10 protein-coding genes are annotated in these 15,782 nt (G+C 68.5%); 1 reads left to right on the forward strand and 9 read right to left on the reverse strand.

The window, feature by feature from the left end:
• Window positions 1–92: 92 nt before the first annotated feature.
• Complete coding sequence (locus FKV25_RS02795) at window positions 93–1,154, forward strand: LacI family DNA-binding transcriptional regulator (protein WP_141517312.1); 1,062 nt, start codon at window positions 93–95, stop codon at window positions 1,152–1,154.
• Between the two features lie 58 nt (window positions 1,155–1,212).
• Here the strand turns inward: FKV25_RS02795 and FKV25_RS02800 are convergent, their stop codons facing one another.
• The 9 genes from FKV25_RS02800 to FKV25_RS02840 form a co-directional block, all read right to left on the reverse strand.
• A complete protein-coding gene (locus tag FKV25_RS02800) occupies window positions 1,213–3,777 on the reverse strand; it encodes a glycoside hydrolase family 3 protein (RefSeq protein ID WP_425462600.1) in 2,565 nt (854 codons plus the stop codon).
• Window positions 3,774–5,189 (reverse strand): sugar porter family MFS transporter, encoded by a 1,416-nt coding sequence (locus FKV25_RS02805; RefSeq protein ID WP_141517274.1) that lies wholly within the window; start codon window positions 5,187–5,189, stop codon window positions 3,774–3,776. Before FKV25_RS02805 ends, FKV25_RS02800 begins: the two co-directional genes overlap by 4 nt.
• A gap of 40 nt (window positions 5,190–5,229) precedes the next feature.
• Complete coding sequence (xylA, locus tag FKV25_RS02810; RefSeq protein WP_141517275.1) at window positions 5,230–6,564, reverse strand: xylose isomerase; 1,335 nt, start codon at window positions 6,562–6,564, stop codon at window positions 5,230–5,232.
• A gap of 42 nt (window positions 6,565–6,606) precedes the next feature.
• Entirely contained in the window at window positions 6,607–8,100 is a 1,494-nt protein-coding gene (gene xylB / locus FKV25_RS02815) for a xylulokinase (protein ID WP_141517276.1), read from the reverse strand.
• 221 nt (window positions 8,101–8,321) lie between these two features.
• Window positions 8,322–9,020, reverse strand: coding sequence for a DUF6445 family protein (locus tag FKV25_RS02820; protein WP_141517277.1), 699 nt, complete (start codon window positions 9,018–9,020; stop codon window positions 8,322–8,324).
• Between the two features lie 24 nt (window positions 9,021–9,044).
• Window positions 9,045–10,574, reverse strand: a complete 1,530-nt coding sequence (locus FKV25_RS02825; RefSeq protein ID WP_141517278.1) for a tryptophan halogenase family protein — start codon at window positions 10,572–10,574, stop codon at window positions 9,045–9,047.
• 17 nt (window positions 10,575–10,591) lie between these two features.
• Window positions 10,592–11,584 carry a cupin-like domain-containing protein gene (locus FKV25_RS02830; RefSeq protein WP_246071866.1) on the reverse strand — a complete coding sequence of 331 codons (993 nt, stop codon included), beginning with the start codon at window positions 11,582–11,584 and terminating at the stop codon, window positions 10,592–10,594.
• Between the two features lie 31 nt (window positions 11,585–11,615).
• Entirely contained in the window at window positions 11,616–12,371 is a 756-nt protein-coding gene (locus tag FKV25_RS02835) for a SapC family protein (protein WP_141517280.1), read from the reverse strand.
• 145 nt (window positions 12,372–12,516) lie between these two features.
• Window positions 12,517–15,669, reverse strand: a complete 3,153-nt coding sequence (locus tag FKV25_RS02840) for a TonB-dependent receptor (protein WP_141517281.1) — start codon at window positions 15,667–15,669, stop codon at window positions 12,517–12,519.
• Between the last annotated feature and the right edge of the window lie 113 nt (window positions 15,670–15,782).

Genomic DNA, 15,782 nt, shown 5'->3' on the forward strand with positions numbered 1-15,782 from the left:
GGCGGCGACATGCATCATCATCCGCTCCTGACCGAGGTCCGCATCGGTCGGCCGCTGCGCGGCACCGTCATGGTCGCAGAAGGGAACGCGTGTTGAACAAGCCGAAGAAATCGATCCGCCGGAAGAGCAGTGGCGTGACGATCGACGAAGTGGCCGCGCTGGCCGGCGTGTCGCCGATGACCGTATCGCGGGTCATCAACAACCAGGGCAAGGTCCGCGACGCCACCCGCGAGCGCGTCATGCACGCGGTGCGGGAGCTCGACTACACGCCCAACCTGGCCGCGAGCTCGCTCGCGGCCGCGCAGCACACGCGCATCGCGCTCATCTACACCAACCCCAGTGGCGCCTACCTCCGCGAACTCCTGCTGGGCGTGCTGCGCGCCGCCTCGCGCACGGCGGTGCAACTGGTCGTCGATTACTGGGACGAGCTCGATGCCGACGCCGAGCGCAAGGCCGCCCGCGGACTGTGCAAGCGGGTCGACGGCGTGATCCTGCCGCCGCCGCTGTGCGAGTCGCGCGCGGCGGTGACCGAGTTCGTCAAGGGCGGCGTGCCGGTCGTCGCGATCGCGTCCGGCCGGCTCAGCGACGAGATCTCCTGCGTCCGCATCGACGATTTCCGGGCGGGCAAGGAGCTGGCCGAGCACCTGATCCAGCGGGGCCACACCCGCATCGGCTTCATCCGCGGCCGCACCGACCTGAACGCAAGTGCGCGCCGTTATGACGGCTTCCTTGCCGCCCTGCACGAGGCGGGCCTCGAGGTCGCCGACGATCTCGTCCAGCACGGGGACTACACGTACCGCTCCGGCCTCGCCGCCGCCGAGAAGCTGCTCGAGCACGCGGACCCGCCCACCGCCATCTTCGCGAGCAACGACGACATGGCGGCGGCGGCCATCTCGGTCGCGCATCGCCGCGGCCTCGACGTGCCGCGCGACCTGTCGGTGGTGGGCTTCGACGACACCTCGGCGGCGACCACGGTATGGCCCGAGCTCACCACCATCCACCAGCCCATCGCCTCGATGGCCGACACGGCGATCGACATCCTGTTGCGCAGCATCAAGCGCAAGAACGACAGCACGCGCGTGTTGATGGACCATGTCGTGCCTCACGGCCTGGTCACCCGCGATTCGGTGGCGGCGCCGCTCAAGCGCAGGTAGCGCGTGCGCGCTGCCGTGGCCGGGGGCCACGATGGCGCGGGCATGCGCCGCGATGGGCTCATGCGTCGGGGCACGCCACGCTCGCCTGGGCTTCATTGAGCGCCCCCAGCGCCACGCGCGACACCGACAGGGTCATGGCCGCGGCGGTGCCGATGGACCACGGCCTGTCCAGCTTGCCCACGTCCGCACCCGCCTTGGCCAGGCACTTGAGCGGCACGCCGACACGCGTCCATTCGCCGACGGGCAGCTTCGCCAGGGTCGGCCCCAGTGCCACGCGACCCGCGCATCCCGGGCCGCAGCCCACCGACAGCCATGCCTCGCCACGCGGCGGCGCGTCCACGCGCAGCGTGGTCAACACCATCACGTCGCCGTTGCTTTCGCGCTGCACGTCGAGGGACACATGCGACTGCAGGGCCACGACGGCCTCGCCCGCACCCGACCAGGCCAGCCGGCGTGCATCTTCCTGCGCCAGATGGTCCACGCCGGTGACGCGCACGAGGTCGCCCTCGAGTGCCTCCGGCACCTTGGTGACGGTGACGCTCTGGCCGCCCGCGCCCTCGATGCGAAGCGCCATGCCGGATGCCGCTTCGCCGCGCGCGAAGTAGACGCCCCTCGCGCCGGCGTCGCCGACCGGTCCGGGGTCCTCCGGCAACGGGGCCAGCTCGCCGTCGTCGGCGTAGGCCAGGCCGAAACCGAAGGCGAAGAGCGGGTCATAACCCTCTTGCCCCGCGTTGTTGGCGTACTGCGTCGCGGTGCGCGGCCAGCTGAAGGAAAGCGTGCCGCTGAAGTCGTGCTGCACGCTGCCATCGGCCTTGCGCAGCAACACGTCCGCGATGCCCTCGCCTTCCGAGCCCGGCAGCCAGGCCGCGACGAACGCGTCGGCCGCATTGATCTCGCGGTTCACCCACAGGGGCCGGCCACTGAGGAACACCGCCACCACCGGGATCCCCTCGCCCTTCAGGCGCTTGATCAGCGCGAGGTCGGTGTCGTCGCCCGGCTTGTACAGCAGGGTCTGGAGGTCGCCCTGGAACTCCGCGTACGGGTCCTCTCCGAACACCACCACCGCGACGTCGGGCGTGTCGGCATACGTCCCGTCCTCGGACAGGACCGCTTCGCCGCCGGCGGCGCTCGCCTGCCGCGCGATCCCTTCGTAGATCGAGTCGGCGTTGGGGAAGTCCTTGCGCAGGGTACCGGTGCCCTGCCAGTTGAGCGTCCAGCCGCCGGCCTGCTTGCCGACGTCGTGGGCGCCGTCGCCGGCAACGAGGATGCGCTGGCCCGGTGCGAGGGGCAGCACGCCGCCGGCGTTCTTCAACAGCACCAGCGACTCGCGCACCGCCTGGCGTGCGACGGCCCGGTGCTCGGGCGAGCCGAGCAGGGCGAAGTCGCCGCCGATCTCGCGCGAGGACGGCTTGCCCGCCTCGAACAGGCCCAGCCGGAACTTCACCCGCAGGATCCGTCGCACCGCGTCGTCCAGGCGTTCCTGGCTGATCACGCCCGACTTCGCCGCCGCCAGCGCGGTTTCGTAGAAGCCCTTCCAGCTGTCGGACGCCATGGCCATGTCCAGGCCGGCGGTGATCGTCGCCGGGCAGTCGCTGTTCGTGCAGCCCTTCACCTGGCCGTGGCCGTTCCAGTCGCCGACCACGAAGCCGCCGAAGCGCATGCGGTCCTTCAGCACATCGGTCAGGTACGGCGCGTTGCCGTGCATCTTCTCGCCGTTGACACTGTTGAACGAGGCCATCACCGTCTGCGCGCCCGCGGCGATCGCCGGCGGATAGCCGGCGCCGTGGATGCGCGCCAGGTCGGACTCGCTGATGCGGGTGTCGCCCTGGTCCTTTCCGTCCACGGTGCCGCCGTCGCCGACGAAATGCTTCACCGAGGCGATCACGTGGCGTCCGTCGAGGAATGCCGGCGTGCCTGCCTTGCCCTGCAGCCCCTCGACCATGGCGCTGGCATAGCGGGCGACGATCTCCGGCGACTCGGAGTAGCCCTCGTAGGTGCGGCCCCAGCGGTCGTCCTGCGGCACCGCCACGGTCGGCGCGAAGGCCCACTCCATGCCGGTGGCGCGCGTCTCGAGCGCGGTGATCTCGCCGATCCGGCGGACCAGTTCAGGGTTGCGCGCGGCGCCCAGGCCGATGTTGTGCGGGAACAGCGTGGCTCCGACAATGTTGCTCTGGCCGTGCACCGCGTCGATGCCGAAGACCACCGGGATCGCCTTGCCACCCTGCGAGGTGTCCATCGACGCCTCGTAGAAGGCGTCGGCCAGCGCCAGCCACTCCGCGGGCGATGCGTCGTAGCGGCCGCCGGGATCGGAGTTGCCGCCCGCCAGGATCGATCCCAGGCGGTACTTGCGCACGTCCTCCGGCGTGAGGCTGGCGATGTCGCCCTGGACCAGCTGGCCGACCTTCTCTTCCACGGTCATCGTGGCCATCAGCTCGCTGATGCGCTGTTCGAGCGCGGGGTCCTCGGCGAGTGGCCAGTCGACGCGCGGCCATGGGTTGGCATCGGTCGCGACGGGCGCCACCGCCGGTTCCTCGCCCTTGCAGGCGCCCAGGGCCAGCACGACGGCAGCCACCAGCACGGCCGTCGGCCGACGCATCGCATCGCGGTTCCTCATCCTGCTCATCCCTCCATCTCCTCGAGCTCCTTGCCGCGGGTCTCGTGCACGTACCTGAGCACGAAGACCACCGACAGCGCCGCGGCGACCGTGTAGATGCCGTACGCGCCCGCCAGTCCGATGCCGGCCAGCAACATCGGGAAGGTCCAGGTGACCAGGAAGTTGGCCGACCATTGCGCCAGTCCGGCAATGGCCAGGCCCGAACCGCGGATCTGGTTCGGGAACATCTCGCCCAGCATGATCCACATCACCGGCCCCCACGACATGTTGAAGAACACCACGTAGAGATTGGCGGCCACCAGGGCGAGCACGCCCATGCCGTCCGACAACTGCAGCGTGCCGGCGCCGTCCAGTTCGCCGCTCGCGAACGCGACGGCGACCAGTCCCAGGGTCACGGCCATGCCCGCCGAACCCGTCCACAGCAGCGGCTTCCGCCCCACCTTGTCCACCAGGAACATCGACACGATGCATGCGCCGATGCTGAGCGCGCCGGAGATCACGTTGATGAGCAGCGCGTCGCTCTCGGAAAATCCCACCGCCTGCCACAGCACCGCGCCGTAGTAGAAGACGACGTTGATGCCGACCAGCTGCTGGAACGTGGCCAGGCCGATGCCCACCCAGACGATGGGGCGGAGCCTGCCGGTGGTCCTGCTGACGACGTCCGACAGGCGCGGCACGTGGTGGTCGGAGGCGAGCGAGGCGTCGATCTCGGCCTGCTTGCGGCTGCCGCCCGCCGCGCCGTAGAGCCGTTGCAACACGGCCGTCGCCTGCGCCTTCCGGCCCCGGGCCACCAGGTAGCGCGGGCTCTCGGGGATGAACAGCAGGGCGAGCAGGAACAGGCCGGCCGGCAACATCTCCACCCAGAACATCCAGCGCCATGCCTCGTGTCCGCCCCACAGCGGCGTCACCGAACCGCCGGCCATGCGGGCCAGCAGGTAGTTGCTGAGGAAGGCCGCGAACAGGCCACCGATGATCGCGATCTGCTGCACCGTCGCCAGCCGGCCGCGGTACTGCGCCGCAGAGACCTCGCTGATGTAGGCGGGCGACATCACGCTGGCCGCGCCCACCGCAAGACCGCCCAGCACGCGGTACAGCACGAATTCCAGCGAGCCGCTGGCGATGCCCGAGCCCCATGCCGAGACCAGGAAGAACACCGCCGCCACGATCAGCACGTTGCGTCGGCCGTAGTGGTCGGCCAGCCAGCCGGCGAAGAACGCGCCCACCGCGCAGCCCAGCAGCATCGAGGCGACGTTGAACCCGGTGCCTACAGAGTCCGAATCAAAGGCCTGTTGCAGGCCGTCGACCGTGCCGTTGATGACTCCGCTGTCGAATCCGAACAGGAATCCGCCGATCGTCGCCACCACGCTGATCAGGATGATCAACCGCGTGTTCTCGCCCCCCGTCGCCGCCTGGTTGCTCATCGTCCCCATCCTCGATCGTCGTGTCGTTGGCCCGTGCCGCTCAACGCAGCAGGTACTGGTTGAGCAGGTTCTCGTACCGTTCCTGCTTGCCGCTGGCCTGGGTCGGCTCGCCCTGGCCGACGGCCAGTGCCGCCAGGCCGGCGAGGTCCAGCGCGCCGTCCTCGAACGCCTTGCCCGGGCCCGCGTCGAAACTGGCGTAGCGATCGCGGCGCCACTGTTCCCACGGCGAATCGTTCAGCAGCGCATGCGCGACCTCCAGGCCACGCGCGAATGCATCCATGCCACCGATGTGGCCGATGAACAGGTCTTCCATGTCGGTCGACTCGCGGCGCGCCTTGGCGTCGAAGTTCAGGCCGCCCTCCAGTCCGCCCTGCCGCAGCACCACCAGCATCGCCCCGACGGTGTCGTACAGGTCGGTGGGGAACTGGTCGGTGTCCCAACCGTTCTGCGCGTTGCCGCGGTTGGCGTCGATGCTGCCGAGCAGCCCGTGGTCGGCGGCGACCTGCAGGTCGTGTTCGAAGGTGTGGCCGGACAAGGTGGCGTGGTTGGCTTCGATGTTGAGCTTGAAGTCCTTCTCCAGCCCATGCGCCTGCAGGAAGCCGGCCACGGTGGCGCTGTCGAAGTCGTACTGGTGCTTCATCGGCTCCATCGGCTTGGGCTCGATCAGGAAGTTGCCCTTCAGGCCGATGCTTCGGCCGTAGTCGCGCGCCATGGTCAGGAAGCGGGCGAAATGCGCGAGCTCGCGCTTCATGTCGGTGTTGACCAGCGAGGCGTAGCCCTCGCGGCCGCCCCAGAACACGTAGTGCTCGCCGCCCAGTTCGACGGTCGCCTCCAGCGCCGCCTTCACCTGCACCGCGGCGCGGGCGACGACGGCGAAGTCGGGATTGGTCGCCGCGCCGTTCATGTAGCGCGGATGCGAGAACAGGTTGGCCGTGCCCCACAGCAGTTTCATGCCGGTGGCGTCCTGGCGTGCCTTGGCCAGCCCGACCATGTGCCTGAGGTTCTTCTCGTACTCGCCGATGTCGTCGGCATCGGGCGCAAGGTCGACGTCGTGGAAGCACCAGTACGGCACGCCGAGCTTGGTGAAGAATTCGAATGCGGCGTCGACCTTGGCTTCGGCCGTGGCCATCGGCGCGCCGGCGTCCCACGGGAAGTGGCGGGGCCCCGGGCCGAACGGATCGTGGCCGGCGTTGCCGAAGGTGTGCCAGTAGCAGACCGCGAAGCGCAGGTGCTCCTGCATGGTCTTGCCGCCGATCTTCTTGCCGGCGTCGTAGACCTTGAACGCCAGCGGGTTGTCCGAACCGCGGCCCTCGAACGGGATGCGGCCAATGCCGGGAAAGTACTCCTTGGCGCCGATGAAGGGCTGGGTGCTCATGGTGGGGTGTTCCTGTGGTTGAGCGGGATGTGGTGGGCGGCGTCAGCCGCGCTGGAGCGGCGTGACCGCGTCGAGGTACTGGAGGAACCGGCGGTACGCCGCCGCATAGGCGGCCGAGCGGGACGCGTCCGGCGTGGCGGAAAGGGCGGGGTCGACCGCAACATGCGCGCGCGCGATCCCGGCGATGGACGTGTCGTCGCCGCGCGCGCGGCCCCATGCCCACAGCGCCTGGAGTGCGGCGCCGAACGCCGCGCCCTCGGACTGCGCGGGCACGTCGACCGGCAGGCCGAAGACGTCCGCGACCAGCTGCCGCCATGCCGCGCTGTTGCTGCCGCCGCCGGTCAGCACGATGCGCTCGAAGCGCATGCCCGCGCGAACGAACGCATCGTAGCCGTACTTCAGGCTGTAGGTCGCGCCTTCCATCGCCGCGCGGAAGACGTGCGCCGGCGACAGGTTGGTCGTGTCCAGTCCGGCCAGCACGCCCTTGCCCAGCGGCAGGTCGGGGGTGCGCTCGCCGTTGAGGAAGGGCAGCATCACCAGTCCATCCGCGCCGGGCGGCGTGGCTTGCAGGTGGGCATCGGCATCGCGCACGCCCAGGCCGAACGCCTTGGCCACCTGCTCGGTGGCCAGGGTGCAGTTCATCGTGCACACCAGCGGCAGCCAGCCGCCGGTCGAGGAGCAGAAGGCCGCCCATGCACCGGTCGGATCGACCACGGGCGTGTCCGAATAGGCGAACAGCGTGCCCGACGTGCCCAGGCTCATTGCCAGGCGACCTTCTTCCACGCAGCCGGTACCGATCGCCGCCATCATGTTGTCGCCACCGCCGACGGCGACTTGCACCGTCGCTGGCAGGCCAAGCCGGGCGGCGGCGGCCGGGTCGATGTCGAACAGCGCATCCGGGGCGGCGATCGGAGGGAGGCAGGTGCCGAGGTCACGCTCCGGGTCCGTCGCTTCCAGCAGCTCGGCCGACCAGGTCCGGGTGCGGACATCCAGCCAGCCCGTGCCCGAAGCATCGCCATGTTCGCAGAAGCGCTGGCCGGTCAGCACGAAGTTGAGGTAGTCGTGCGGCAGCAGGATGCTGGCCAGGCGCGCGTAGGCGTCCGGGCGATGGGTCTTGGTCCACGGCAGTTTCGAGGCGGTGTAGCCGGTGAGGATGGGATTGCCGGCGAGGGCGATGGTGGACGCCACGCCGCCCACGGCGTCCATGATCCGGCTGCACTCGGCCGACGTACTGGTATCGCACCAGAGTTTGGCCGGTGCCAGCACCTCGCCCGCGGCATCCAGCGGCACGAAGCCATGCTGCTGGCCGGACACCGCCAGCGTCGCGATGCGCGCACGCACTGCCGGGTCGATGCGGTCGAAGCAGGCGTGCATCGCCGCGACCCAGTCGGCGGGCTGCTGTTCGCGGCTGCCGTCCTCGCCACTGGCAAGGTCCAGCGGTTCGCTCGCCGTCGCCACGAGGGCACGGGCGGCGGGGTCGTAGACCACCACCTTCAGGCTCTGCGTGCCCGCATCGATCCCCGCGGCAAAAGCCATCCAACCCACCTCCGAAGCAAAAAAGTTAGCGCTACCATTCCTCTCGCCAGAAAAAGGGGAATCGCTCGATTGCCCCTTCCACGGCGTGCCGGGTACGGCCCGGCTCGCCTTGGGGACACTCTACCCAGCGGCGCCCGAAAAAGCGTGCTGCACCGCGGAAATTCATTTGGGACAATCACTTACGGCAGCCCCCGCTGTCCCTGGCAAGCGGACACCCGACCTCAAGCCGCCACATCGATGAAGCTGTTGATCGACAGGCGGCCGGTGGCGGGATCGGACGGCAGCAGGCGATCGTTGCCGATCCGGCCCGAGTGCAACGAGTTCCGCCGGTACACGATGAGCCGGTTGAAAACACCTTCCACGCCCTCGATCCGCTCGAACAACGGGGTGTCCCCGTCGATGTAGCCCTGGACCCGCCCTGCGTCGCGGCGGCGCTCCTCCTCCGTGCACGCGAAGTAGGCCGCATGGCGCCCCTCGTCGACATACTCGAACCCCGTGGCCCGGTGCCGGTAGAAGTCCGTGCCGCCCCAATCCCCTCGAAACAGGTAGTGGACGGTGGCCAGGCCGTTCCGGTGCACGGAGTCGATGTGCGGGATGCGCTGCAGGTAGTGCAGGCTCGACGGAGGCTGCGTGACCAGCGAGAAGTGGCACATCGGGAAGACGAACCGCCCCGGCGCCAGGTCGAAGCAATCACGCAACAGGGGATTGAGGATGGACTCCAGGAACTGGCCGTAGGACGGCGGCGCGGGGGCGCGGAGACCCGGGAACATCGAGGCCATCTTCGTGTACTGGCGGGTGCAGGCCTTGCCCACCATGCGCTCGGGGTCGGCGAGCAGCTGGTCGATGACCAGCAGCGGCGCCCGCTCGCGACCGATCAGCCTGCGACTGGCGCGTAACCCGGGATGCGTGTCCAGCAGCATCGACCCGCCTCCTTCCCGGACGCGTCAGCCGGGCACGGGCCGAGCGCCCCAGACTTCCGCGCTCGCCCTGCAGTAGCCATCGATGAACGCCTGCTGCGACGGCATCGTCGCCACGGCCTGGTCGATGGGCCGGCGGATCGAGGCCAGCAGCGACCGCAGACCGTCGTCCCCCAGCGCCCGCGCCAGGGGATGGGCCGGGCCGGGCTGGACCCCCTGCCCCAGCAGCACATGGGTCCAGGAGTCGACCCGGAAAAGCTCGTCGGGATCCTGCCAGGCATGGGCGCGCTCGCGCCAGGCGCGCAAACGGATCTCCAGCGAATCGGGAAGCGCCATCTCGCGGCAGGCCTTCCACATCGGTTCCTCGCGCTGCGTGGCGTGGTAATGGAGGATGATGAAATCGCGCACGTGCTCCATCTCCGCGCGACTGACGTCGTTGTACAGGTCCACCAGGGACGAGGCCATGCCATCGAACGGGAACAACTGGACCAGGCGCACCACCGCGCTGATGGCCAGGTGGATGCTGGTCGACTCCAGCGGTTCGATGAAGCCACTCGCCAGTCCCAGCGCCACCACGTTCCTGTTCCAGGCCTTCAGCCGCCGGCCGGTACGGAACGGCACCAGCCAGGGCTCCCGGATGGCCGGCGCACCGACGTCGCGCAGCAGCTTGGCGCGGGCCTCGTCGTCGGACATGTGGCGGCTGGAGAACACCAGCCCGCATCCCACGCGATGCTGGAGCGGGATATGCCAGCGCCACCCGGCCTCGTGCGCGATCGCACGGGTGTAGGGAACCGGCGGCCCGACGGACTCGGTCTGTACCGCCACGGCGCGGTCGCTGGGCAGCCATTCGTTCCAGTCCTCGTAGCCGGTCTCCAGCGTCTGCTCGATCAGCAGGCCGCGAAAGCCGGTGCAGTCGATGAACAGGTCGCCTTCCAGCACCGTGCCGTCCTCGAGCACCAGCGCGCTGACCGAACCGTCGTGGGCATGTTGCCTGACCTCGCGGATCTTGCCTTCAAGACGACGCAACCCGTGGCGCTCGGCAATGCGGCGAAGGAACTTCGCGTACAGGCTTGCATCGAAATGGTAGGCGTAATTGACCTGGGGCTTCGTCTGCAGCGAGAAGCGGTCGCCGCGCGAGGCGACCGTCTCCAGGCAGAAGTCGCCGAGCTCCGACGGCATGCCACGGCGGATGCTGTCCAGCCAGAAATGGTGGAACGCCGTCGCCCAGGTGCCCTGCCCGGTGATGCCGAACGGGTGTATGTAGCGCTCGCCCGGGCGGCGCCAGTTCTCGAACGAGATCGACAGCTTGAACGTGCCGGCTACCGCGCGCAGGAACTCCTGTTCGTCGATCTGCAGGAAACGGTGGAAGGTGCGGATGGGAGGCACGGTGGATTCACCCACGCCCACCGTTCCGATCTGTTCGGACTCCACGAGGGTGATCTCGAGCCGCTCGCGGAACTGGTGCGACAGCGCGCAGGCGGCCAACCAGCCCGCGGTACCGCCGCCGGCGATCACCACCTTGCGGACCGGGCCTTTCGGGGTGTCTGTGGCGTCCAAGTCGATGGCTCCGTGCGTCAGCGGTTGAGGCGATTCAAGAGCATGGCGCGCATGCGCCGGGCCCGGGTTTCGTCGATGGGGCCCAGCATGTCGCGGGCCTGCTCGGGCAGATGCGCCCCCGCCCGCCCGGCCGGCCCGAACACGTAGTAGTCGAAGACATGGGCCCAGGCCTGCTTCTCGCGCTCGGGCAGGTCCCGCATCGTCCACAACGCATGATGGAGCGCCGGCAAGGGCGAGGACAGATAGTCGGGCGAGCGGCGCCACCAGTAGTTGACCAGGACATTGAACGGTTCCAGGCTGCGTACGTGATGCCACCACATGCTGGGGATGAAGATCGCGTCGCCCGGTTCCAGCGTCGCGGTCCGCGCATGGGCGAGCGCATCACGGAAGCGCGGATGACGCTCGAAGTCCGGCGCATCGAAATCGACCACGCTGACGACCTGCCCGCCCGGCGTCGGCTCGAGTGGCCCCGGATAGAGGTTCCCGACCTGGTCCGGCGGGAACAGGGTGAACTGGCGGCGCCCCACGGCACAGCAGGCCAGGTTCTCGGGCGCATCGAAATGGCAGGACGCAACGACCCGGTTCCCGATCCAGATGCTGGCCGGTGCGTCGATCCCATGGGCCTCCAAACCGAGTCCGTTGGCTTGCGAGAAACCGGGCAACGCGCGGTCGACCAGGAGCGAGGCCACGTAGTAGGTCGGCGGTCGTGGATCCTCCAGGTGGGCGCTGATCCCGTCGAGCACCTCGCCCAGGTGTCCGCGCCTCACTTCGAAGTTCAAGCGGGTGAAGTCGTCGTTGTAGAACGGCCGTCCGCCGATATCCGGATCGCCCCGGGAATACTGCACCGGCTGGCCCGCGTCCAGCCCGCGCAGGTAGTCCATCGCGTCCCGCGTGGCGCGCAGGCCCGCCTGCACCAGGGGCCAGTCGCGCGCGACGCCCTTCAGGATGGCAGGCTGTCCATCGGCCAGGAGCGCATCGAGCGGCAGCGCTTCGCCACCGGCAAGGCGCATTGTCCTGATTGCCTCGCCTTCCATCCGGGCCTCAGCTGTCGCCGGCCCGGGCGGTGTCCTGCTCACGCAGGCGACGCTGCTTCTCCGCCATCAACCGGCGCACGTTGTGCAGCGATGCCAGCATCAGGTAGGCCCCTTCCAGGTAGCCCGCGCGGTTGAGCTCGAGCAGGGTGGGTCCGTCCAGCGAGGCCAGTCGTTCGCGGGCGATGCCATGCAGGCCTGCGACGGCGACCCGGTGTTGCCCGTCCAGTTGCACGTCCAGGCTGACCGGCTCGATGAGCCCGGCTGCGTCCAGCGCGGCGAACATGGCCTTGCCGAAGGTACTGCCCTCGTGGATGCCTCGCAGGATGGTCGCCACGTGCTCGAGGTACGGCGTATTGCCGCCTTGCGGCAGGAACAGCGGCTCGCCCTCCACCCGGCCCACGCGGGGATGCTCCACGTCCACGTGCACCACCGGCTCCAGGACCGGTTCGCCGCCGACCTGCTGCTCCTGGAATCCGATGAGGAACGGTCCCTTGGCCGAGGCACCCGGCAGGTAGGACGCATTCCAGCGGCCGTCGCGCAGGAACAGGTTCTCGCGCTGCTCGAACCCGAGCAACGCCACCGATTGCCACTCGCCGTCACCGGCGGCCTTCTTCAGGAAGATCGGGTACTCGCGCTGCAGCTCCGCGAACTCGCTGGGGAACGCCGGCACCATGCCCACGTCGTCGCCGAACTGCGGGCCAAACCCGGTGGCGACACGCAGGTCCTTGTGCGTCACGTTGTTGAGTAGCTCGTAACGGGCCATCGTCGACCTTGGAGGGAAGCCTTCGGCCAATACTAACGCCGGCGCGTCATGCCGGCGCAGTACCCCGGGGCCCTGTCAAAAAGGGACCGCCACTTGCGCGGCGGTCCCGCCCGGCGACACGCGGAGAGGGTATCAGTCGCCAAACTCAGAACTTGTAGCGGACGCCCAGCATGTAGCGTGGATCCTGGTCCGCCAGCTTGACGATCATCTCCTCGGTGCGCGCGCGCCAGCGCACGTCCTCGCCCGTCAGGTTGATGGCCTCAAGGCCGAACGACCAGTGATCGTTGAGCGTGTAGTTCACGCTCAGGTCCCACTGGTCGTACTCCTCCACGTAGTACGGATTGCGGCTGGAGCCCTGGTTGGCGAGGATCAGGTACTCGTCGCGCCAGTTCCAGGCAAGGCGGACCGACCAGCCGTACTTTTCGTACATGAACATCGCATTGGCCGTGTCGCTAAGGCCGGTGAGCGCGAACTGGTCCAGGCCGGGGTCGCCCCCGTCGTCGTAACCCACGTCGCCGTCGACGACGGTGTAGTTGGCGAGGATGCCGAAACCGCTGTCGCCGAAGAAGTACTGCCCGCCGATCTCCCAGCCATGGAGCTTGGCCTTGTTCTGGTTGATCGGCCGGTTGACGTTGAACAGGTACAGCGGATCGTCCGCCTCTCCGTACAGGTCGTAGGCCGCCTCGGTGGTCAGCACCTGGGCACCGGTGCCGTCGTAGGCCGCCAGGCCTGCCGGGTCGTTTCGCAGGAGCGCCAGTGCGGTGAACAGCGAGGTGTCGTTGGCCGAACACGCGGCCGCGTTGGCGGCACCGACCTGTGCAAGGCAGGCCGCGCTCGTCAGGAAGTCGAGCGCCGCCTGCGCGTCGGGACCCGAGGTGGGGTCGCGCAGGCCGTACAGCGATTCCTGTCCCACCGTATTGCCGATGAAGTTGTCGACGGACTTGTTCCAGTACGTCACCGACACGTAGCTGGAATCGGCGAAGTACCACTCCAGGGCCAGGTCGAGGTTGTCCGATTCAAGCGGCTCCAGGCTCGGGTTCTGCGCGTTGCCGCTCGCCCGGGTCGAGGGATCTATCAGGACCGAACCGAACGGCTGCTGCGCACCCGGACCGGCGTACAGGTTGCCGTAGGGGGCCCGGGCGATGCTCTTGCCGAACGAGGCCCTGCCCTTGAGGTCCTCGGTGAAATCGATGCTGAAGTCGAGGTTGGGCAGGATGTAGCTGTAGCTCGCCCGCTCGCTGAAGGGCTGCTGCTCATCGGACAACACGATCCGGAAGTCGTTGTTGGCCTGCCATTCGATCGCCTCCGGGATCGCGATCACCGAAGTGGACACCACGTCGGTAGTCTCGTATCGGACGCCCAGGCGGGTATTGGTGCGCATGTCGCCGAGCGAACCGTCCAGCTCCACCTGGATGTAGGCGGAGTGCGTTTCTTCCTCCACCCGGTTGTCGGCGGCGCGCTGCGGGCTCACGCCCAGCCCGACGCCGTACACGTCGGCTGCCCACTGCGCCAGTTCGCCCGCGTCACCGCGCCAGCCCGGCCAGCTGGACACGCTGAAGTCGTTGAACAGGTTGCCGATGTTGACGGGGCGGAGCAGGTCCATCAGCCCGGCCGCCGTGTCGGAGTCGACGTTGGCCACGCCCCAGTCGCCCAGCGTCGAGTAGGCTTCCGCGGCCTGGATGCGATGGGTGCTGGACTCGTTGGTGTCGACGCCGAACTGGAAGCGCCCCTGGTCGAACAGCCACTCGCCGTCGATGCGGGCCTGCTTGATCTCGCTGATCTGGGTCTGCGCATTGATGCGCAGCACCTGCGAGCCGACCTCGCCTTCCACGAACCCGGGGTTGACCACGCCATTGGTGCCGGCGACGGCATCCGTGGTGGTCGGATACCAGGTCTGGATCCCGACGGGCAGGCCGTCGTTGAAGATCAGCTCCTGCACCCATGAGCCGCCGCAATGGGGTCCCGTCGTGCAGTTGTTGGTGCCGGCGATGCTCGAGAAGATCGAGCCACCGCCGGTCAACGGGTCGTTCGGCCGGCTCTCGTTCTTCGAATCGTGTGCGTCGAAGCTGAGGCGGAAATTGTCGTTGACGAACCATTCGGCATTGAAGCCCAGCGATCCCAGCTTGTACTTCTGCGCGCTGCGCTGCTGCTCCAGGCCGAAGTCCTTGGTGCCCGCGATCTCGCGGATGTAGATGGGCGTGGCCACGGCACCGCTGGTGTCGAACTCGACGTCGGTGTAATTGCTGTTCTGCAGCCACATCGCCTGCTCGCCGCGGTTCTCGGTGATCTCGTTGGTCGAGTAGGTGTAGTCCAGGGTGAAGGTCAGCGCGTCGGTCGGAGCGAACTGGACGACCGCCTGGCCATTCACACGCTCGCGTTCGAACTCGGAGAAGGCATAGCGCAGGTCGTTGGGACGTGCGTAGAGCTCGCCGATCCCGGGCGCGTTCACCACCGTCGGGTTGCCGGGCATGGTCCCCGTCCACGGCTGCACGTTCCAGTAGTTCTCGGTCGCCTGGACGGAGCCGCCCTTGCGCTTCTGCTGGCTCGCGCTCAGGCTCACGCCGAAGGTCTTGTCCGGGTTCGCGTAGCTGAAGATGCCCGACAGCTCCGGCGTGATGTCGTTGTCGAACGGCTGGCTCTTGTCGGACACCGCCTTGGCGCCTGCGCTCGCCACGATGCCGTCGTAGTTGAAGGGCTTCGCGGTGAGGATGTTGATGGTCGCGCCGATGCCGCCACTGGGCACCTGGGCCTGGCTGGTCTTGTAGACCTCGATGCCGTTGATCGCTTCGGCGGCGAGCTGCGCGAAGTTGAACGCACGGGTACCGCCGTCGACGCCGCCGATGGCGACCTGTCCGGATGCACCGAACGCATCGGCGCCCGGCATCTGGCGGCCATTGAGCGTCACCATGTTGAACTGCGGGCCGAAGCCGCGGGCCGTCACCTGCGCGCCCTCGCCGTCGCGGCGTTCGATCGAGATGCCGGTGATGCGCTGCAACGACTCGGCGAGGTTGGTGTCGGGGAACTTGCCGATGTCCTCCGCGCTGATCGCGTCGACGACGCCGGTGGCATCGCGCTTGACGTCCATCGCCTGGCTGAGGCTGTTGCGGATGCCCGTGACCACGACCGCGTCCAGGTCGGTCGCCTGGGCTTGCGCCTGCTCCTGCGCCTGCTCCTGCTCCTGCTGCGGCGCCGGGGCCTGCGTGGTTGCTTCCTGCCCGAACGCAGGGTTGATGACCAGCACGCCCCCGACAAAGGTGAACATGGCCTTCGATCTGAGTGTCGCCAACTTACGACTCATTGACGTGCCCTCGGGTCTGGAGTTGCACGGAAACTGCACGCGTTCATGGACTTCCCCTTTCGCTGCATCGATGGATGTTTCGCCCCCCAAGGGGGCACCCGCGGGCTTGGCCC

The organism is Marilutibacter aestuarii (genome assembly GCF_006546775.1).
Lineage (GTDB): Bacteria > Pseudomonadota > Gammaproteobacteria > Xanthomonadales > Xanthomonadaceae > Marilutibacter > Marilutibacter aestuarii.